This is a genomic window from Streptomyces sp. NPDC008313, from assembly GCF_042956125.1.
Classification (GTDB): Bacteria; Actinomycetota; Actinomycetes; order Streptomycetales; family Streptomycetaceae; genus Streptomyces.
This window is the reverse complement of the sequence record NZ_JBIBFR010000025.1, coordinates 98,397-115,785: the sequence shown is the minus strand read 5'-3', so window position 1 is coordinate 115,785 and position 17,389 is coordinate 98,397. Positions and strand designations below refer to the sequence as shown.

Annotated in this window: 17 protein-coding genes; 4 read left to right on the top strand and 13 right to left on the bottom strand. The window is 72.3% G+C overall.

Annotated elements, in window-relative coordinates:
• Positions 1–115 precede the first annotated feature (115 nt).
• Entirely contained in the window at positions 116–571 is a 456-nt protein-coding gene (locus ACFY93_RS28425; RefSeq protein ID WP_391364196.1) for a MarR family transcriptional regulator, read from the bottom strand.
• A gap of 162 nt (positions 572–733) precedes the next feature.
• On the opposite strand from ACFY93_RS28425, the gene ACFY93_RS28420 reads away from it, so the two are divergent.
• On the top strand, positions 734–2,191 hold the full coding sequence (locus tag ACFY93_RS28420; protein ID WP_391364210.1) for an MFS transporter: 1,458 nt from the start codon (positions 734–736) through the stop codon (positions 2,189–2,191).
• Between the two features lie 64 nt (positions 2,192–2,255).
• On the opposite strand, the gene ACFY93_RS28415 is transcribed toward ACFY93_RS28420, so the two are convergent.
• The 3 genes from ACFY93_RS28415 to ACFY93_RS28405 form a co-directional block, all read right to left on the bottom strand.
• Entirely contained in the window at positions 2,256–3,836 is a 1,581-nt protein-coding gene (locus ACFY93_RS28415) for a TROVE domain-containing protein (protein WP_391364194.1), read from the bottom strand.
• A gap of 544 nt (positions 3,837–4,380) precedes the next feature.
• On the bottom strand, positions 4,381–5,847 hold the full coding sequence (locus ACFY93_RS28410) for an alkaline phosphatase PhoX (RefSeq protein WP_391364192.1): 1,467 nt from the start codon (positions 5,845–5,847) through the stop codon (positions 4,381–4,383).
• A gap of 276 nt (positions 5,848–6,123) precedes the next feature.
• The gene (locus ACFY93_RS28405) at positions 6,124–7,554 is read right to left on the bottom strand and encodes a hypothetical protein (protein WP_391364190.1); all 1,431 of its coding nucleotides are present in this window, start codon (positions 7,552–7,554) and stop codon (positions 6,124–6,126) included.
• 333 nt (positions 7,555–7,887) lie between these two features.
• On the opposite strand from ACFY93_RS28405, the gene ACFY93_RS28400 reads away from it, so the two are divergent.
• Positions 7,888–9,711: an endonuclease/exonuclease/phosphatase family protein gene (locus tag ACFY93_RS28400; protein ID WP_391364188.1), complete on the top strand. Its 1,824-nt coding sequence runs from the start codon at positions 7,888–7,890 to the stop codon at positions 9,709–9,711.
• Positions 9,712–9,811: 100 nt separating this feature from the next.
• On the opposite strand, the gene ACFY93_RS28395 is transcribed toward ACFY93_RS28400, so the two are convergent.
• Together ACFY93_RS28395 and ACFY93_RS28390 are read right to left on the bottom strand one after the other, a co-directional pair.
• Complete coding sequence (locus ACFY93_RS28395) at positions 9,812–10,315, bottom strand: DUF3618 domain-containing protein (RefSeq protein ID WP_391364186.1); 504 nt, start codon at positions 10,313–10,315, stop codon at positions 9,812–9,814.
• Positions 10,312–10,776: a phage holin family protein gene (locus tag ACFY93_RS28390; RefSeq protein ID WP_391364184.1), complete on the bottom strand. Its 465-nt coding sequence runs from the start codon at positions 10,774–10,776 to the stop codon at positions 10,312–10,314. The genes ACFY93_RS28395 and ACFY93_RS28390 overlap by 4 nt, the downstream gene beginning before the upstream one ends.
• 168 nt (positions 10,777–10,944) lie before the next feature.
• Between ACFY93_RS28390 and dapA the strand changes: the two genes are divergently transcribed.
• Complete coding sequence (gene dapA / locus ACFY93_RS28385; protein WP_391364183.1) at positions 10,945–11,868, top strand: 4-hydroxy-tetrahydrodipicolinate synthase; 924 nt, start codon at positions 10,945–10,947, stop codon at positions 11,866–11,868.
• Positions 11,869–11,972: 104 nt separating this feature from the next.
• On the opposite strand, the gene ACFY93_RS28380 is transcribed toward dapA, so the two are convergent.
• A complete protein-coding gene (locus tag ACFY93_RS28380) occupies positions 11,973–13,193 on the bottom strand; it encodes a WD40 repeat domain-containing protein (protein ID WP_391364182.1) in 1,221 nt (406 codons plus the stop codon).
• Positions 13,190–13,744 carry a SigE family RNA polymerase sigma factor gene (locus tag ACFY93_RS28375; protein WP_391364181.1) on the bottom strand — a complete coding sequence of 185 codons (555 nt, stop codon included), beginning with the start codon at positions 13,742–13,744 and terminating at the stop codon, positions 13,190–13,192. Before ACFY93_RS28375 ends, ACFY93_RS28380 begins: the two co-directional genes overlap by 4 nt.
• Before the next feature lie 137 nt (positions 13,745–13,881).
• On the opposite strand from ACFY93_RS28375, the gene ACFY93_RS28370 reads away from it, so the two are divergent.
• Positions 13,882–14,385 carry a hypothetical protein gene (locus ACFY93_RS28370; protein ID WP_391364180.1) on the top strand — a complete coding sequence of 168 codons (504 nt, stop codon included), beginning with the start codon at positions 13,882–13,884 and terminating at the stop codon, positions 14,383–14,385.
• Between the two features lie 78 nt (positions 14,386–14,463).
• Here the strand turns inward: ACFY93_RS28370 and dapD are convergent, their stop codons facing one another.
• From dapD to sufU, 5 genes are all read right to left on the bottom strand, one after another.
• The gene (gene dapD, locus ACFY93_RS28365) at positions 14,464–15,453 is read right to left on the bottom strand and encodes a 2,3,4,5-tetrahydropyridine-2,6-dicarboxylate N-succinyltransferase (protein WP_391364178.1); all 990 of its coding nucleotides are present in this window, start codon (positions 15,451–15,453) and stop codon (positions 14,464–14,466) included.
• Positions 15,454–15,546: 93 nt separating this feature from the next.
• Entirely contained in the window at positions 15,547–16,089 is a 543-nt protein-coding gene (locus tag ACFY93_RS28360) for a TetR family transcriptional regulator (RefSeq protein ID WP_391364176.1), read from the bottom strand.
• Complete coding sequence (locus ACFY93_RS28355) at positions 16,089–16,409, bottom strand: SMR family transporter (RefSeq protein ID WP_391364174.1); 321 nt, start codon at positions 16,407–16,409, stop codon at positions 16,089–16,091. The genes ACFY93_RS28360 and ACFY93_RS28355 overlap by 1 nt, the downstream gene beginning before the upstream one ends.
• 163 nt (positions 16,410–16,572) lie before the next feature.
• Positions 16,573–16,911, bottom strand: a complete 339-nt coding sequence (locus ACFY93_RS28350; protein WP_355790821.1) for a metal-sulfur cluster assembly factor — start codon at positions 16,909–16,911, stop codon at positions 16,573–16,575.
• Entirely contained in the window at positions 16,908–17,381 is a 474-nt protein-coding gene (sufU, locus tag ACFY93_RS28345) for a Fe-S cluster assembly sulfur transfer protein SufU (protein ID WP_391364172.1), read from the bottom strand. Before sufU ends, ACFY93_RS28350 begins: the two co-directional genes overlap by 4 nt.
• Positions 17,382–17,389: the final 8 nt, after the last annotated feature.

Sequence of the window (17,389 nt, the reverse complement as noted above, 5' to 3'; positions counted from 1 at the left end):
CCGAAGGATGTCGAGCTCGCCGCATAACCCCAGCAACCCTGAACCACCCCAAACCCGACAGGGGTGCCTTGACGAAGGACATAGAGGCACCCCCCCCCCGGCTCGGCCCCCGCCGTCACGGGCGGGGCCAGGGGCGGCCGCCGAGGCGTTCGATGTCGGTGTTGAAGCGTTTGAGGTAGGCGGCGAACCCGGCGATGTCCTCGTCCGTCCACTCCTCCATGACCCGGTCCAGGGCGGCGACGATGCCGTCGCGCTCCTCGTCGAGGGTGCGCGCGCCCTCGTCGGTGAGGCGGAACTTGCGGGCCATGCCGCCCTCGGGATCCGGGATGCGCTCCACCAGGCCGGCGCGCATGGCCGCGGCGGTCTGCCGGTTGAGGGTGGAGGCGTCGAGGCCGAAGGCGTCGCTCAGTTCGCCGACCGACATCGGCCCCTGGACCCGGATGCGGCTGAGCAGGATGTAGGCGCTGCGCTCCAGCAGGCCGTCCTTGCGGCGTCCGTTCTTCTGGTGCAGGAACCCGTGGCGGCTGAGCAGCATCTGCTCGTACTCGACCTCGTGCGTCGGCCTGACCATGGTGCTGCCGCCCTCCTGCTCATCAGGGATGTGCGTTCAGCATCCCATGTGCGTCCGGCACTCGATGTGCGTCCGGCATTCGATGTGCACCATACATATGACCTGTACGATGCACATCGATTGTCCGCCCCCCCATCTTTGAGGAGTCCCGGTATGGACCCCATGGACGCCCCCAGGCCACCGGCCGCCCGCACCGGCGGCGTGGTCGCCACCCTGGCGTTCGCCGGCACGGTGGCCGCGGTCATGCAGACGCTGGTCACCCCGCTCATCGCGGAACTGCCGAAGATCCTCCACACCTCGGCGTCGAACGCGGCGTGGGTCATCACCATCACCCTGCTGGTGTCCGCGGTGTGCGTACCGGTCTCCGGACGGCTCGGCGACCTCGTCGGCAAGCGGAAGATGCTGCTCGTGTGCGTCGTGCCGCTCGCGGCCGGTTCGGTGGTCTGCGCGCTCTGCTCCTCCCTCGTGCCCATGATCGTCGGCCGCGGCCTGCAGGGCATGGGCATGGGCGTGGTGCCGCTCGGCATCGCCCTGCTGCGCGACGTCGTGCCGAAGGAGAAGCTCAGCTCCTCCATCGCCCTGGTCAGCGCCTCCCTGGGCATCGGCGGCGCCCTCGGCCTGCCGATCTCCGCCGCGGTCGCCCAGTACGCGAGCTGGCGGGTGCTGTTCTGGGCCTCCGCCGCGCTGGCCGTGACGATCGGCGTGATGATCTGGTTCCTGGTCCCCGACGTCCCGGCGAGCGCCGAGGGGCAGCGCTTCGACGTGCCCGGCGCGCTGGGTCTCGGCGCCGGCCTGGTCTGCCTGCTGCTCGCCATCTCCAAGGGCGCCGACTGGGGCTGGGGCTCCGCCACCACGGTCGGCCTCTTCGCCGCCTCCGTCGTCCTGCTGCTGGTCTGGGGCTTCTGGGAGCTGCGGACCAGGGATCCGCTGGTCGACCTGCGCACCACCGCCCGCCCCCGGGTGCTGCTCACCAACATCGCCTCGGTCTTCGTCGGCGTCGGCATGTACGCGAGCATGCTGATCACCCCGCAGCTGCTGCAGTTCCCGGAGGCCACGGGGTACGGTCTGGGCCAGTCGATGCTCGCGGCCGGCCTGTGGATGGCGCCCGGCGGCCTCATGATGATGGTCGTCTCCCCGCTCGGCGGAAAGCTCACCGACGCCCGGGGGCCGAAGTTCACCCTGGTCTGCGGTGTCCTGGTCATCGCCGCCGGATACGGCGTGGCGCTGGCGCTGATGGGCACGGCCTGGGGGCTGATGGTGGCCATGATGGTGAGCAGCGGCGGCGTCGGCCTCGCCTACGGCGCGATGCCGGCCCTGATCATGGGGTCCGTGCCGCTCTCCGAGACGGCCTCCGCCAACGGCTTCAACACCCTCATGCGTTCGCTCGGCACCTCGACCGGTGCGGCAGTCGTCGGTGTGGTCCTCTCCCAGATGACCACCGACCTGGGCGGCTACACCTTCACCTCCGAGGACGGCTTCCGCACCGGTCTGCTCGTCGGCTGCGGTGTCGCCCTGGTCGCCGCGGCCTTCTCGGCGCTCATCCCCGGTCTGCGCCACTCCCCCGACGCGGCACCGGCCGAGGCCGCCGTCACGTCCGGACAGGCCCCGGCCAGGGCCTGAACCACGCGACGGCCCCGCCCCCGTCCGCGGGCGGGGCGGGGCCGTCGTGCGGGCACGGCGGGGCTCAGAGCCACGGCCAGTCGGCGTCCCTGGCCCCCTCCAGCAGCGGGACCATCCGGAAGGCCGCGTCCGTCAGGCCGCCGAAGGTGTGCCGGTTCGGGCCGCCGGACGGGCCGTGGCCCGCCCGGTACCCGGCCAGGTTCCAGGTGTAGACCGGGACGTCCGCCGGGACCTGCTCGGTCGGGTCGCCGTAGTGGCTGTACGCCGCCTGCTCGTCGGTGACGATCAGGACCCGGTCGTGCTTGCGGTAGTGCCGGCGGACGGCCTCGGTGGTGTTGGTGCCGCCGAGGTCACCGAAGCGCTCCAGCACCTTCAGCACCGACTCGCCCCTGCGGAACGGCACCGGGGCGCTGCTCGTCCCGAACTGCACCAGGTCCGCGTCCGCCGCCCGCAGCGCGAGCGCGGCGCCGAAGACCGCCGCGGCGTCGGCCCGGTTGAGCTCCGAGCGGTCCGACAGCCGCGAGTAGAACATCGAGCCCGAGCGGTCGACGAGCACCAGGGTCCGCCCGCCCAGGGCCGGCACGTTGGCCAGCGAGTGGCCGAGCGCCTGCTCCAGCGGATACGACCAGCGCAGCGACGGGGCGTGCCGGTACGCGGCGAGGTAGCGGAAGGGGAACTGCCGCGAACGCGCCACCTCGGCCGGGTCGCTGATCCTGGCCGCGGCCCGGGCGGCGACCTCGTCCGAGACACCCGCCTCGTCGAAGTTGCGCAGGTTGCGGACCAGCGCCATCGCGCCCATGGACGGGATGACGGCCTCCCAGGCCGCCTTGCCCATCGGGCCCTGCAGCCAGCCGGCCAGCATCTCCCAGGTGATGCCGGCCGCGGCGAGCCGCTCGGCGCCGTCCGGGCCGGTGACGACCGCGCGCCGGTTCCCGGCGGGCAGCGCCATCAGCTCACGGTGGGCGGCGAGCACCCGGCTCGACGCGGGCGGCACCGCCGTGTCCGGGTTGTGCCGGCGGTCCAGGGCGTACCGGAACAGCTCGCCCTGCCACGGCTTGCCGGGGTCGGGCGCGGCGTGCACCAGATTGAGGACGTCGCCGAACCGGTAGCCCTTGGACGCGGTGTCGTACTTCAGCAGCGCCTTCTCGCCGTACAGACGCCGTACGGCGTCGGCGACACCGCGCTTCACGGGCTTGGGCAGCGCGCGGCCGTACCGCGAGGTCCAGTAGGCGAGCAGCTCGCCGGGCTCGTCGGGGCGCCGCAGCACGGAGGCGACGACCTGCCGGTTCGCCGGGCCGTCGGTGGCGCCGGCGTCGAGGCGGGCCTTGACGTACTCGGCGGCGCCCACGAGGGAGGCGGTACGGAGGTTGCCCTCGCCGCGCAGCCAGCCGAGCAGTCCCGCGGTCCACTCCGGGTCCTCGACGGCGAGCCGTCGCACGAGCGAGGCGAACCGGTCGTCGCGGGCCGCGCCGGACTCGTGGAAGGTCTGCTGCGCCACGAAGTTGGCGATCGACAGGAGGAAGAGCTCGGAGCGCGCGTCGCGCTCCTGACCCCGGCCGCCCTGCGCGGTCCGCAGAACGCGGCCGGTGGACGTGACCCGGGACGTGGTCCGCGGCTTCGCGGACTTCGTGTTGAAGCGTGCCATGGTGAATTCCCCCGAATTCGTCGGTGACCGCGCGCACGGAAAGGAAGTCGTGCCGTGCGGTCTTTTTTCGAGGGAGGCGCAGCAAATGGAGCGTGCCCGAGATCAGGAGTCGGCGACGGAACACGCGAATGCTCTGCCCATTGAGCTACACCGGCCCGAGGCCGGTGACGGGACTCGAACCCGCAGCCGTTCGGTCAAGGAAGTAACCGTTGCCTGCGCACCGGGCACACACCATGTGCTGCGCCTCCCGAGATCGGATCGGCAGCGACATGTGATTCGAACACAACGAAGTAGCCGCGGCCCGCGCACCGGGAGGTGCACATGAGACATGAAATTGTGGTGTCCAGAGTTCAGGCCGGCGGAACCGACAAGGTGCTCTGCCTCTGAGCTACACCGGCACGTGGTACCGGTGGCGGGAATCGAACCCGCGGCCGCCCCATTATCAGTGGAAGTAGGTCCTGCCTTCGCACCTGGACATGCATCACTGTAGGAGGCGTACCGCGGGTCGGGCGAGCGAATTGATTCCCTCTGTACGGCGGAGTGTTCAGCCGCGCTTCTGCCGCTTCCAGGGGCCCGTGATGGCGAGCATGACGCCGGGCGTCTGGATGTTGGCGTACAGGGTCCGCCCGTCGGGCGAGAAGGTGACCCCGGTGAACTCGCTGTACTCCGGCTCCTGTTCGGTGCCGATGTTCAGCTCGTTGCGGGCGATCGGGTACGTACGGCCGCTGTCGGTGGCGCCGAAGAGGTGCTGGACGCCCTCGCCGTCCTCGGCGATGACGAGGCCGCCGTACGGGGAGACGGTGATGTTGTCGGGGCCGTCGAAGGCGCCGTCCTTCGACGGGTCGGGGTTCACGCCGAGCAGCACCTTGAGGGTGAGGGTGCGCCGCTTGGGGTCGTGGAACCAGACGGCGCCGTCGTGCTGCACGGGGCTTTCACCGCGGGCGAAGGAGGAGACGATGTACACGCCGCCGTCGGCCCACCACATGCCTTCGAGCTTGCGGGCGCGGGTGACCTGGCCGGCGCCGAACTGCTTGCGCACGGAGGTGGTCCTCGCGTCGCGGTCCGGGACGTCCACCCAGTCGACGCCGTACACGGTGCCGGTCTTCGTGGCGCGGGAGAGGTCGTCGACGAACTTGCCGCCGGAGTCGAAGCACTTGAAGGCCTGGAGCACGCCCGCGTCGTCGGCGAGGGTGCGCAGCTTTCCGCGGCCGTGGTGGAAGCCGTGCGGCGGCGTCCAGCGGTAGAGCAGGCCGTTGGGGTTGGAGGCGTCCTCGGTGAGGTAGCAGTGCCCGCGCTTGGGGTCGACGACGACGGCCTCGTGGGCGTAGCGGCCGAGGGCCTTGACGGGCTTGGGGGCGCGGTTGGCGCGGCGGTCCTCGGGGTCGACCTCGAAGACGTAGCCGTGGTCCTTGGTGAAGCCGTTGGTGCCGGCCTTGTCCTCGGTCTCCTCGCAGGTCAGCCAGGTGTTCCAGGGGGTGGAGCCGCCCGCGCAGTTGGTCGCGGTACCCGCGATGCCGACCCACTCGGCGACCTGGCCGCCGGGGCGCACCTCGACGACCGTGCAGCCGCCGGCCGCGGCCGGGTCGTACACCAGGCCCTCGGTGAGCGGCACCGGGTGGGGCCACTGGGCGCGGGGGCCGGCCAGCTCGTGGTTGTTGACGAGGAGGGTGCGGCCCCGGGGGCCGTCGAAGGCGGCCGTGCCGTCGTGGTTGGACGGCGTGTACTCGCCCGACTCCAGCTTGGTGCGGCCGCTGTAGGTGACGACGCGGTACGAGAACCCCTCGGGCAGCGCGAGCAGGCCGTCCGGGTCGGCGACCAGCGGGCCGTAGCCGACGCCGTGGTGCCCGTGTCCGTGCCCGTGCCGGTCGGCGGACTCCTCGCCCGTGTGCAGGGAGTCCTCGGACGCGAGGGCGTTCGGGGCGGTGGCGAGGGCGCCTACGGTGCCGGCGAGGGCGACTCCGGCTCCGGTCATCGCGGACCTTCTGCCGAAGTCCCTGCGGGTGAGCGACATGGTGTCTCCTGTAACGGTGGAGTGGGACTGTCCAGGGGAGTGGCTGGCTGCGGCCACACCGTCCCGCCCGCGTCTGAACACCGGTTGAACACAGGCCGTCCTGTGGGGACCCCCTTCCGTGAAGTCGGGATCACCCCTGCGGCCCCGCCGTCCGGGGCCGCGCCTCACCGCCCCGGCGTCACGACCGCCCGAGGCCGCACCTCACCGTCCCGGCGGCCCGGCGGCACCACCCCGCCGTCCCGCCCGGCCGCCGACGGCCGGACGTCGCCGTACCGGTCAACTCCCCTTCTGCGAGCGCGCCTTGAACGCCGCCTTGCGCGCTTCCTTCGCGATCTTCTTGTCGGGGTGCAGCCGTCCCATGGCCTCCAGGACGTCCGGTGTCGCCGGGTGGCCGACCCGCCACGCCGTCGCGAAGAACCCGCTGTGCTGCTCGGCGAGGCCCTCCACCAGGGCCTGGAGCTCGGCCGAGTTGCCCTCGGCGGCGAGCTGTGCGGCGACGGTGTCGACGGTCAGCCAGAAGACCATCTCCTCGGACGGCGCGGGCACGTCGGCGGCTCCGCGCTCGCTGAGCCACACCCGGGCGAGCCCGCCGAGCTCCGGGTCGTCGAGGACTTCCCTGAGGGCGGGTTCGGCCCCGGGGCCGATGAGTGACAGCGCCTGCTGGCAGTGCAGCCTGCGCAGCGGCCCGCCCGCGTCCGACCCGCGCGCGGCGGCGAGCAGCTCGCGAGCGGCCGGGAGCGGTTCGCGCCGGCCGAGCCACTGCTCGGTCTCGGCCCGCGCGGCCGCCGGCGGGAAGACGGCCGTGCCGTCGAGCAGGGCGTCCGCGCCCTTGTCCGCCAGATCACCCACGGCGGGAGCGGGCACCCCGGCCTCCACCAGCCGGGCCCGCACCCCGTAGAGCCCGAGCGGGGTCAGCCGCACCATGCCGTAGCGCGAGACGTCACCGTCGTCGACGGGCGTGGCCGGTTCCTCGTCGGTGTCGGCCATCAGCGCCTCGTCGACCGGCTGGAAGTCGACGAGTCCGACCGGCTCCAGAAGCCTGAACTGGTCGTCGAGCCGCATCATCGCGTCCGAGACCTGCTCCAGGACGTCGTTGCTGGGCTCGCCCATGCCGTCGGGCACGATCATCGACGCGGCGAGGGCCGGCAGCGGCACCGGATCGCGGCCGGGCACGTCGCCGCCGACGGTCAGCAGGTACAGGTTGCGCAGCACCCCGTCGAGGAACTCCGCCTCCGCCTGCGGGTCCCAGTCCAGCCGGGCGAAGTCGACGGAGCCGCCCTCGTCCATCGCGTCCACGAGATCGTCGAGGTCCGGCACGCTCGCGTCGGCCAGCACCGTGTCCAGGGCGCCGAGCCACACCCCGAGGACGTCCTGCGGGCTGCCTGAGGTGAGCAGCGCGAGGTCCGCGCCCGTGGCGACCGTGCCCTCCTCCTCGTCCACGATCTCGACGAGCCCGGTGTCGACGGCCACCCGCCAGGCCTCGCTCGCGACGGCCGCCGCGTCCTCGCCCTCGAGACCCAGCTCGGCGGCGGCCGGCGCGAGCTGCTCCTCGACGAGTCCGCCGCCCGCGTCGACCCTGGTGCCGGGTCCGGCCCAGCGGGCGAGCCGGGCGGCGCGGGACAGCAGCGGCGCGGCGAGCGCGTCCCGCGCCAGCTCCGCTTCGGGCGTCAGCCGCACCGGCGGCAGGGAGGAGCTGCTGTCTGACATCGGCTGGTTTCTCCTTGGTGCGCTCAGCACGGGCGGCACCGGCGACGCGGCCGGACCCGCCCGGACGCGAGGTCTCGGACGGCCCCCCCTCCACGCGAGGGGGGCAACCACTCAGCCTAGGACCTGTGCGGGACGGATTTCACCCCATGTCAGCCGGTTCACGTCCTCGTTGGGAGGTGTACGTGGCTGAAACCTTGACAAGTTCCCTGCGTACACACGAGATTGACGCGCGTAGAAGTCGGACGGGGGTCCGTGTGCGGGTTCGCCCGTCCGTCCTCTACGCGCGTCACCAACCGTTCCGGCGCCCCTGTGCACGTCCCCGGAGGGATTTCGTTGCCGAGCAAGTCTTCCGCGCGCCTCGCCGCGCTCACCGTCGCCGCCGTCTGTTCCACGGTGTCCACCGTGGTGCTCACCGCGCCCGCCCACGCGGACTCCGTCCGCATCCACGACATCCAGGGCACCACCCGGGTCTCCCCCTTCGCCGGCCGGCAGGTCACGGACGTGACGGGCGTCGTCACCGGCGTACGGACCTACGGTTCCTCCAAGGGCTTCTGGTTCCAGGACCCCGACGCGGACGACGACCCGGCGACCAGTGAGGGCGTCTTCGTCTTCACCGGCTCCGCGCCGAAGGTCGCCGTCGGCGACGCCGTCACGGTCTCGGGCACGGTCTCCGAGTACGTACCGGGCGGTACCTCGTCGGGCAACCAGTCCCTGACGGAGATCGGCAGGGCCACGGTGACCGTGGTCTCCAGCGGCAACGCGCTCCCGGCCGAGACGGTTCTGGACGCCAGGTCCGTCCCGGACGCGTACACGCCGGCCGGCGACCCCGCAGCGAACGGCTCGGTCAACGGCCTGACGCTGGAACCCGGGAAGTACGCCCTGGACCGCTACGAGTCCCTGGAGGGCATGACCGTCCGGGTCTCCGACGCCCGCGTGGTCACCGCCACCGACCCGTACACCGAGCTGTGGGTCACCGTGAAGCCGCACGAGAACGCGAACCGCCGCGGCGGCACCGTGTACGGCTCGTACACCTCGCAGAACACCGGCCGGCTGCAGATCCAGTCCCTCGGCGCGACCGCCGCCTTCCCCACGGCGAACGTCGGCGACCGGCTTGCCGGTGCCACCGCGGGCCCGCTGGACTACAACCAGTACGGCGGCTACACCCTCGTCGCCAACCGGATCGGCACGCTGGACGAGGGCGGGCTGGAGCGCGAGACGACCAGGCGCCAGGGCCGCGGGGAGCTGGCCGTCGCCACGTACAACGTGGAGAACCTCGACCCGGGCGACGCGACCTTCGCCGACCACGCCGCCGCGATCGTGCACAACCTGCGCTCGCCCGACATCGTGTCCCTGGAGGAGATCCAGGACAACAACGGCGCGAAGGACGACGGCACGGTGGCCGCCGACCAGACCCTCGGCAAGCTGACCGACGCGATCGTGGCGGCGGGCGGCCCGCGCTACGAGTGGCGCGGCATCGACCCGGTCAACGACCAGGACGGCGGCGAGCCCGGCGGCAACATCCGCCAGGTGTTCCTCTTCAACCCCGAGCGGGTCTCCTTCACCGACCGCGCGGGCGGCGACGCCACCACCGCCGTCGGCGTCACCCGGCATCACGGCAAGGCCGCGCTCACCGCCTCCCCGGGGCGGATCGACCCCGCCGCCGCCGCGTGGGAGCACAGCCGCAAGCCGCTCGCCGGTGAGTTCGTCTTCCGCGGCAGGACGGTCTTCGTGATCGCCAACCACTTCGCGTCCAAGGGCGGCGACCAGGGGCTGACCGCGCAGTACCAGCCGCCGGCGCGCAGCTCGGAGGACCAGCGCCACCTCCAGGCGGCCTCGGTGAACGCCTTCGTCAAGGACGTCCTGAAGACCCAGAAGAACGCGGACGTCATCGCCCTCGGCGACATCAACGACTTCGAGTTCTCCGGCACCGCGCGGCTCCTGGAGGACGGCGGCGCCCTCTGGTCCGCGATCAAGTCCCTGCCGAAGAGCGAGCGTTACACCTACGACTACCAGGGCAACAGCCAGGTCCTCGACCAGATCCTGGTCAGCCCGTCGATCCGCCGGCACGGCCTGGCGTACGACAGCGTGCACATCAACGCGGAGTTCGCCGACCAGATCAGCGACCACGACCCGCAGGTGCTGCGCTTCCGGCCGTAGCCACCCCCCGCAGGCCGGGGTACGGCGGCACACGTGAGAGCGGTGGCCCGGGGAGTCTTCTCCCCGGGCCACCGCCCTTCTCGTCAGCGGTCCGCGTTCCTCAGTGGTGCATGTGCCGCCTGCGCACCACCAGGCACACCGCGAGCAGCACGCCGGCCCCGGCGACCACCACCGGACGCGGGTTGCGGCGTCCGGCCCTGACGGCGGAACCGGCCCCGCTGCGCACCGGCTCGGGGACGTTGTGCTGCACGACCTGTCCGGCGTGAACGGCCTTGTCCTGAACGGCGTGCCCCGCGTGGGAGGCCCTGCCGCGCAGCCGTGCCTTCTTCTCGTCGGCCCGGTGCCTGAGTTCGGCGGCCCGGACCTTGGCGCGCGCCTTCACGTCGGCCTTGGCCGCTAGCTCCTCGACGGTGTCGCCGAGCTGGGTCCTGGTCTCGGCGATCTGCCGCCGCAGTTCGTCCGGCCCCTTGGCCCCCGACGCGTGCGCGTCGCCGTCGCCCGCCGCCAGGTGGGCTCCGGTGTCGTGCGCGGTCTCGCTGTGGGCGCCCGCGGAGTGCGGTCCCATCGTTCCCGCGTGGTGGGCCCCCCTGCGATGCTGCGTCATCGGTGCGCCCTTTCCTTGATCTCGTCGACATCGGCCTTCACGCTGTCCAGCGTGCGTTCGGGCTTGGCCGGTGTGGCCCGGCGCAGCTGCCCGCGGCCGGCGATGGCCAGCACCGCCGCGATCAGGAACAGCACTCCCGTGATGATGAGCGCCGCCGCCCACACGTCGAGCACCAGCGAGAGTGCGGCGATGCCGGTGGCTGCCAGGGCCATCAGCCCGACGTAGGCGAGGGCACCGGCCGCACCGAGCATCCCGCCGCCGCGGCCCGCGCGCCGCCCCTTCTCGGCCAGCTCCTCCTTGGCAAGCATCAGTTCCTGCCGGACGAGCTGGGAAAGCTGTTCGGTGGCCTGCCCGACGAGCTCGCCCACCGAGTGGTGGTCGGCCGAGGGGCGACCGACCGGATGACGATCGGCCGGGCGGCGTTCGGTGCCCACAGGCCTGAGGTCCTGGGTAGCGGTCACGGTGTCCCGCCTCCTCTCACTCCGGGACCGTTCGAGTACCCGGACCGCCGTGCGCTACCCCTCCGGCCCGGACCGGAGCCCGCCCGCCCGCACCTCGTAGCGAAGAAGCCCTTTATCTCGTAGAAGAATTAAGTGGAGCTTCACCGTCCTCGCGCCGAGACTGGCCGTATGACGACTCCCGCACCCGCTCCCGCACCGGTCCCCCGCACCCGCGCTCCCTTCGGCCGGGCGCTCTGCGCGATGGTCACCCCCTTCACCGAGGCGGGCACGCTCGACCTGGACGGTGCCCAGCGGCTCGCGGACCGTCTGGTGACCGAAGGCTGCGAGGGACTGGTGCTGTCCGGCACGACGGGCGAGTCGCCGACCACCTCGGACGACGAGAAGACGGCGCTCGTCCGGGCGGTCCGCGAGGCGGTCGGCGGCCGTGCCCCGGTCGTGGCCGGCGTCGGCAGCTTTGACACCCGGCACACCGTCGAGCTGGCCCTCGCGGCGGAGAAGGCGGGTGCCGACGGACTGCTGGTGGTCACGCCGTACTACAGCAGGCCCCCGCAGGACGCGGTGGAGGCGCACTTCCTCGACGTCGCCGACGCCTGCGGGCTGCCCCTCGCGCTGTACGACATCCCCGGGCGCACCGGCACCCGGATCGAGCCGGAGACGATGATCCGGCTGGCGCGGCACCCCCGGATAGTGGCGGTCAAGGACTGCGCGTACGACCTGCTCGGCACCCAGAAGGTGCTCGCCCGCACGGATCTGGCCTACTACGCGGGCTGCGAGGAACACGTCCTCGCCCTGTACGCGGTCGGCGGCGCCGGCTACGTCAGCACGGTCGCGAACGTGGTCCCGCGCCGCCTCCGGGCGATCCTGGACGCCTTCGACGCCGGTGACACCGCCGGTGCCGCCCGGCTGCAGCGCCTGGCCGTGCCGCTCATCGAACTCATGATGGCCTCGGGCCTGCCCGGCACGGTCACCGCGAAGGCCCTGCTCGGCGCGCTCGGCCTGCCCTCCGGGCCGGTCCGCGCGCCGCTGCGGCCCGCCGGCCGGGAGACGGCCGACGGGCTGCTCGCCGCGTACGAGCGGCTGGTGGCCGGCTGATCAACGAACCCCTGTACCGCTGATCGCCGGCCACCGGCCGCCGGTCCGGTGTCCGGGCGGGCGCCCGGGTGCCGCCCCGGCCGGTGTCCGGGCGGGCGCCCGGCTCAGCGCCGGGCGAAGAGCGGGGTCCAGCGGCCCGGCGCCCCGTCGACGCCCTTGCGGAAGCCGCTCAGCGGGACGACCTTGTCGCTGCCGATAGTGACCAGGGCGAGCCCGTTGTGGAACTCGCTGGAGCCCGGGCCCGGCGTGGCCTCCCAGGCGATCAGCCGCTTGTCGTCGGCCCAGGCCAGCAGCTGCTGTCCGCGCACCGTGGTGACCTGCCGGCCCGTGAGGGGGTCCAGGATCGCCGACGCGGACCTCTTGTCGCTCCCGGCGAAGTCCCCGGCGACGCGCTTGCCGTCCGGGGAGAGTCCGGCCTCGACGGCCCAGTGCGTGTACTTCTCCCGCGCGGGCGTGGCGGTCTTGTGGCCCTCGAAGTCGTAGTACTGCTGGTTGGGCGCCGTGATGAGCCCCGAGTACACGAGCTTGCCGTCGTGGCTGAAGGCGAAGTCCTGACGCGGGTTGACGCGGTCCGCTTCGGCCGCGACTTTGCTCCAGCTCCCCTTCCCGGAGTCCACGTCGAGAACGTAGAAGCCGGTCCTGGCCGATTCGCCGAACTGCACGTCCCAGTCGTTCTTCTTCCCGTCGCCGTCACTGTCGTAGTCGACCTTGTGCAGCAGGTCCGGGTTCTCGCTGTACGTGGTGGCGACGAGCTTGCCGCCGTCGGGCGAGAAGGCGACGCCCGCGACCCCGTGCCCGACGGGGATCCACCGGTCCACCTCACCGGTGACCAGGTCGAGGAGGCCGATCCGCTTGGCCGGCAGCCTCTTCTCCAGGACGGCGGCGGTGCGCATCCCGGGGGCGACGTCGACGACGGACCACTTGTCCGCCTTCTCGTACCTGCCGGTCTCCTGGTCGAGGAGCCGGTAGACCCGGGTCGCGACGCCGAGGGTGGCGGACTCCTTGACGTTGGTGCGGGTGAAGTACCCGGCCACGGCGATGTCCCCGGCCGCGATCAGGTCACGTGGCGGCGACTGGCTCGGGTGGCCGATGATGTCGCTCCTGTTCATCTCGCTCGCGGGCCGTACGTCGTCACCGCCCCCGCTCATCACGGGTACGGCCACGGCGGCGGCGATCACGGCGGCCGTGGCCGCGGCGACGGCCGCGATCCTGCGCCCGCGGCGGCGGCGGACGGTCAGCACACGGTCGGCGAAGTCCGGCGGAGGGGACACGCCCCCGGCCGCCTGCTCGTGCAGTGTGTCGCGCAGCAACTCGTCGACGTTCACGGGCGCACCTCCACGGGCGAGTAGTCACGGGACGCGCGCCGTTCGGCGTCCGCCGGGCCGAGAGCGGCCAGTTCGGGGGCGAGCGCCCGCAGCCGGGCGAGCGAGCGGTGGGTGGTGGAGCGGACCGTGCCGACGGAGCAGCCGAGCAGACGGGCCACATCAGCCTCGGGCAGGTCCTCGAAGTAGCGCAGGACGAGCACGGTCCGCTGACGGGAGGTCAGCCGGGCGAGGGCGCCGCGCATGAGGACGCGCAGCTCGGCCGCCGACGAGACGTCCCCTCCCCCGCCCTCGGGCGGCTCGGCGACGCTCAGTTCCCTGCGCGGCCACTTCAGCCGCCAGCGGCTGACCTGCTGCCGGTAGAGGATCTGCCGTACGTACGCCTCGGGTTCGTCGATGCGGTGCCAGCGTCCGGCCGCCTTGATGAGGGCGTTCTGCAGCAGGTCCTCGGCGGCGTGCCGGTCCCCGCCGCTCAGCAGCACGGCCGTCTTCAGCAGCGCCGGCGACCTGCTCGCCACGAACTCGCGGAAACTCTCCTGCCCTGCGGCATCCATCGTCACCTTCTCTTCCCCGGCGAGCCCTGTGCCCCGCCCCTCTGTCCCCTGTGACGCGTCCCGCCGCCCGCCGCTATGCCTGTGGACCCGAACGAATTTCGCGGCTCCGTGTCCTCCCGCTGCCGTACCTTGACCGGATGACCGGACCGCTGCTCTACCTCGACGTCGACGGCCCCCTCAACCCGTACGCCGCGCAGCCCGAGCGCCGGCCCGAGGGGTACACGACGATCCGGGTGGCCCTGCGTCCCGGCACGCCGCTGCGGGTGTGGCTGCATCCGGAGCACGGCCGGGCGCTGCTCGCCCTCGGGTACGAACTGTGCTGGGCCAGCACGTGGATGGATGCCGCGAACCGCTGGATCGCCCCCGTCATCGGCCTTCCGGAACTGCCGTACGTCGACTTCACCGGCGCCCTGTTCACCGAGCGGCCGGACGGCGTCCACTGGAAGACGGCGGCGATCGTGGAGCACGCGCGGGGCCGTCCGTTCGCGTGGGTGGACGACGAGCAGAGCCCGGCCGACGACGCGTACGTGGCCGCCCACCACGCCGGACCCGCCCTGCTGCACCACGTGGACCCCCGGATCGGGCTGCGGGAGGGCGACTTCGAGGCGCTCACGCGGTTCGCGGCGGGCCTGCGCGGCTGACCCGGACGCCCGTCCCGCGACGCCGAACGCCCTCCGGGACGAAGCCGGGAGGGCGCTCGGGCATGCGGGCGGGGTGGGTCAGTTGTGGCTGTGGAGGATGTCGTTCAGGCCGCCCCAGACCGCGTTGTTCGGGCGGGCCTCGACCGTGCCGGTGACCGAGTTGCGGCGGAAGAGGATGTTCGAGGCGCCGGAGAGCTCGCGGGCCTTGACGATCTGGCCGTCGGGCATGGTGACCCGGGTGCCGGCGGTGACGTACAGACCGGCCTCGACGACGCACTCGTCGCCGAGCGCGATGCCGACGCCCGCCTCGGCGCCGACGAGGCAGCGCTCGCCGATGGAGATGATCACGTTGCCGCCGCCGGACAGCGTTCCCATGGTGGACGCGCCGCCGCCGATGTCGGAGCCGTCGCCGACGACGACACCGGCGGAGATGCGGCCCTCGACCATGGAGGTGCCCAGGGTGCCCGCGTTGAAGTTGACGAAGCCCTCGTGCATGACCGTGGTGCCCTCGGACAGGTGGGCACCGAGCCGGACCCGGTCCGCGTCGGCGATGCGGACGCCCTTGGGCGCCACGTAGTCCGTCATACGGGGGAACTTGTCGATCGAGGTCACCTGGAGGTGCAGGCCCTGCGCGCGCGCGTGCAGCCGGACCTTCTCGACGTCGTCGACGGCGACCGGGCCGAGCGAGGTCCAGGCGACGTTGGCCAGGTGGCCGAAGATGCCGTCGAGGCTCTGGCCGTGCGGCTTCACCAGCCGGTGGGAGAGCAGGTGCAGACGCAGGTAGACGTCGTGTGCGTCGACGGGCTTGTCGTCGAGGGAGGAGATGACCGTGCGGACCGCGACCACCTCGACGCCGCGGCGGGCGTCAGGGCCGATCGCCTTGGCGGCGCCCTCGCCGAGCAGTTCCACGGCACGCTCGGCGGACAGCCGCTCGGTGCCGGACGGGCCGGGCTCGCCGGTCAGCTCGGGGGCGGGGAACCAGGTGTCGAGAACGGTGCCGTCGGCGGTGAACGTGGCGAGGCCCGCGGCGGCGGCACCGGTGGTACGGGGAGCAGTGGTGTCGGTCATGAGGGCAACCTAACCGGCCGGAGCCCACGGAGGCGAACCCACCCCGGGGCCGTCTCAGGTACCGGGCCCGCCCCGGGGGGCGGGCCGCGGACCTCACGCCCCGCGGATCACCCGGCTGAGCACCTCGCGCGCGTACTCCTCGTCGTACGGCGTGTCCGTCAGGAGCGTCTGGAGGCAGATCCCGTCCATCAGGGCGACCAGCGCCCGCGCGGTGACCGGGTCGGTGCGGCGGGCGATCCGGTCGGCGAGGCCCTCGCACCACTCGGCGGCGACGGGGCGCAGCGCGGGCCGGCGCAGCGCCGCGAGGTAGAGCTCGTACTCCAGCTCGACACCGGTGCGGTCGCCGGCCAGCCACTCGCCCATCAGTCCGGCGAGCTCACCGGCCGGTTCGACCCGGGCGTCCTCCAGGGCGCCGCGCGCGGCGACGACCTTGGCGAACCCCTCGTTGGCCTGGCGCAGCGCGGCGACCAGCAGGTCGTCGAGGGTGCGGAAGTGGTACGTCGTCGAGCCGAGCGGCACGTCCGCCTCGGCGGCGACGGAGCGGTGGCTCAGCCCCGCGATGCCCTTGGCGCCGACGACACGGATCGCCGCGTCGATGATCCGCTGCCGCCGCTCGGGGTCGTACCGGCGGGACATCAGTGCGCCCCGCCCAGGTTCAGCAGGACGACCCCGCCGATGATCAGGACGATCCCGGCGAGTTTGGCGGCGTTCAGGCCCTCGCCGAGGAAGAGCGTCCCGATGGCGGCGATGACGGCGGTCCCGGCGCCCGCCCAGATCGCGTAGGCGGTGCCGACGGAGACGGTCCTGAGCGTCTGGGCCAGCAGCAGGAAGGCGACGACGTAGCCGAGGAGGGTGAGCAGGGAGGGCCAGAGCCTGCTGAATCCCTCGCTGTACTTCATGGAGGTGGTCGCGGCGACCTCCGCGGCGATGGCGCCGGCCAGCAGCACGTATCCCATGCGTACGAGCGTACACATCGTTGCGTACGGCTGTACACAACGGTCTCCCGGTCCGTGCCCTGCCGCGGCGGGAACGCCAGAACGGCCGTACCCGTGGTGACCGGGTACGGCCGTTCTCGTGTCCCGCCCGTGGTGCCGCGCGTCGCCGCGCGCCCCACGTGGGTCAGACGTTGAAGCCCAGCGCGCGAAGCTGCTCGCGGCCGTCGTCCGTGATCTTGTCCGGGCCCCACGGCGGCATCCAGACCCAGTTGATGCGCAGTTCGTTCACGATGCCGTCCGTGGCGGACTTCGCCTGGTCCTCGATGACGTCGGTGAGCGGACAGGCCGCGGACGTCAGTGTCATGTCGATCGTCGCGATGTTCGCGTCGTCGATGTGGATGCCGTAGATGAGGCCGAGGTTGACGACGTCGATGCCCAGTTCGGGGTCGACGACGTCGTACAGCGCCTCGCGGACTTCCTCTTCCGAGGCGGGCTTCGTCGTCAGCGTCTCGTTCTCGCTCATGCCGTCTTCCTCGCAGCGTTCTCGGGCTCGTCGCCCAGGGCCTGGGCCGTCGCGTCCTTCCACGCCATCCAGCTCAGCAGGGCGCACTTCACCCGCGCCGGATACTTGGAGACCCCCGCGAACGCGACCGCGTCCTCCAGGATCTCCTCCATGGCGTCGTCCGGCTCGATACGGCCCTTGGACTGCATCAGCTCCAGGAAGGTCTCCTGGGTCTTCTGCGCCTCGGACAGGTCCTTGCCGACCAGCAGTTCGTTCAGCACCGAGGCCGAGGCCTGGCTGATCGAGCAGCCCTGCCCCTCGTACGAGATGTCGGCGACCTTCTCGCCCTCGTACCTCACGCGCAGCGTGATCTCGTCGCCGCACGTCGGGTTGACGTGGTGCACCTCGGCGTCGCCATCCCGCAAGCCCCGCCCGTGCGGGTGCTTGTAGTGGTCCAGGATGACTTCCTGGTACATCGAATCAAGCTTCACGACCTGCA

Coding starts and splice junctions, on each gene's coding strand:
- ACFY93_RS28425 (WP_391364196.1), bottom strand. CDS start 571: ATGGTCAGGCCGACGCACGAGGTCGAGTACGAGCAGATGCTGCTCAGC.
- ACFY93_RS28420 (WP_391364210.1), top strand. CDS start 734: ATGGACGCCCCCAGGCCACCGGCCGCCCGCACCGGCGGCGTGGTCGCC.
- ACFY93_RS28415 (WP_391364194.1), bottom strand. CDS start 3,836: ATGGCACGCTTCAACACGAAGTCCGCGAAGCCGCGGACCACGTCCCGG.
- ACFY93_RS28410 (WP_391364192.1), bottom strand. CDS start 5,847: ATGTCGCTCACCCGCAGGGACTTCGGCAGAAGGTCCGCGATGACCGGA.
- ACFY93_RS28405 (WP_391364190.1), bottom strand. CDS start 7,554: ATGTCAGACAGCAGCTCCTCCCTGCCGCCGGTGCGGCTGACGCCCGAA.
- ACFY93_RS28395 (WP_391364186.1), bottom strand. CDS start 10,315: ATGACGCAGCATCGCAGGGGGGCCCACCACGCGGGAACGATGGGACCG.
- dapA (WP_391364183.1), top strand. CDS start 10,945: ATGACGACTCCCGCACCCGCTCCCGCACCGGTCCCCCGCACCCGCGCT.
- ACFY93_RS28375 (WP_391364181.1), bottom strand. CDS start 13,744: ATGGATGCCGCAGGGCAGGAGAGTTTCCGCGAGTTCGTGGCGAGCAGG.
- ACFY93_RS28370 (WP_391364180.1), top strand. CDS start 13,882: ATGACCGGACCGCTGCTCTACCTCGACGTCGACGGCCCCCTCAACCCG.
- dapD (WP_391364178.1), bottom strand. CDS start 15,453: ATGACCGACACCACTGCTCCCCGTACCACCGGTGCCGCCGCCGCGGGC.
- ACFY93_RS28360 (WP_391364176.1), bottom strand. CDS start 16,089: ATGTCCCGCCGGTACGACCCCGAGCGGCGGCAGCGGATCATCGACGCG.
- ACFY93_RS28355 (WP_391364174.1), bottom strand. CDS start 16,409: ATGGGATACGTGCTGCTGGCCGGCGCCATCGCCGCGGAGGTCGCCGCG.
- ACFY93_RS28350 (WP_355790821.1), bottom strand. CDS start 16,911: ATGAGCGAGAACGAGACGCTGACGACGAAGCCCGCCTCGGAAGAGGAA.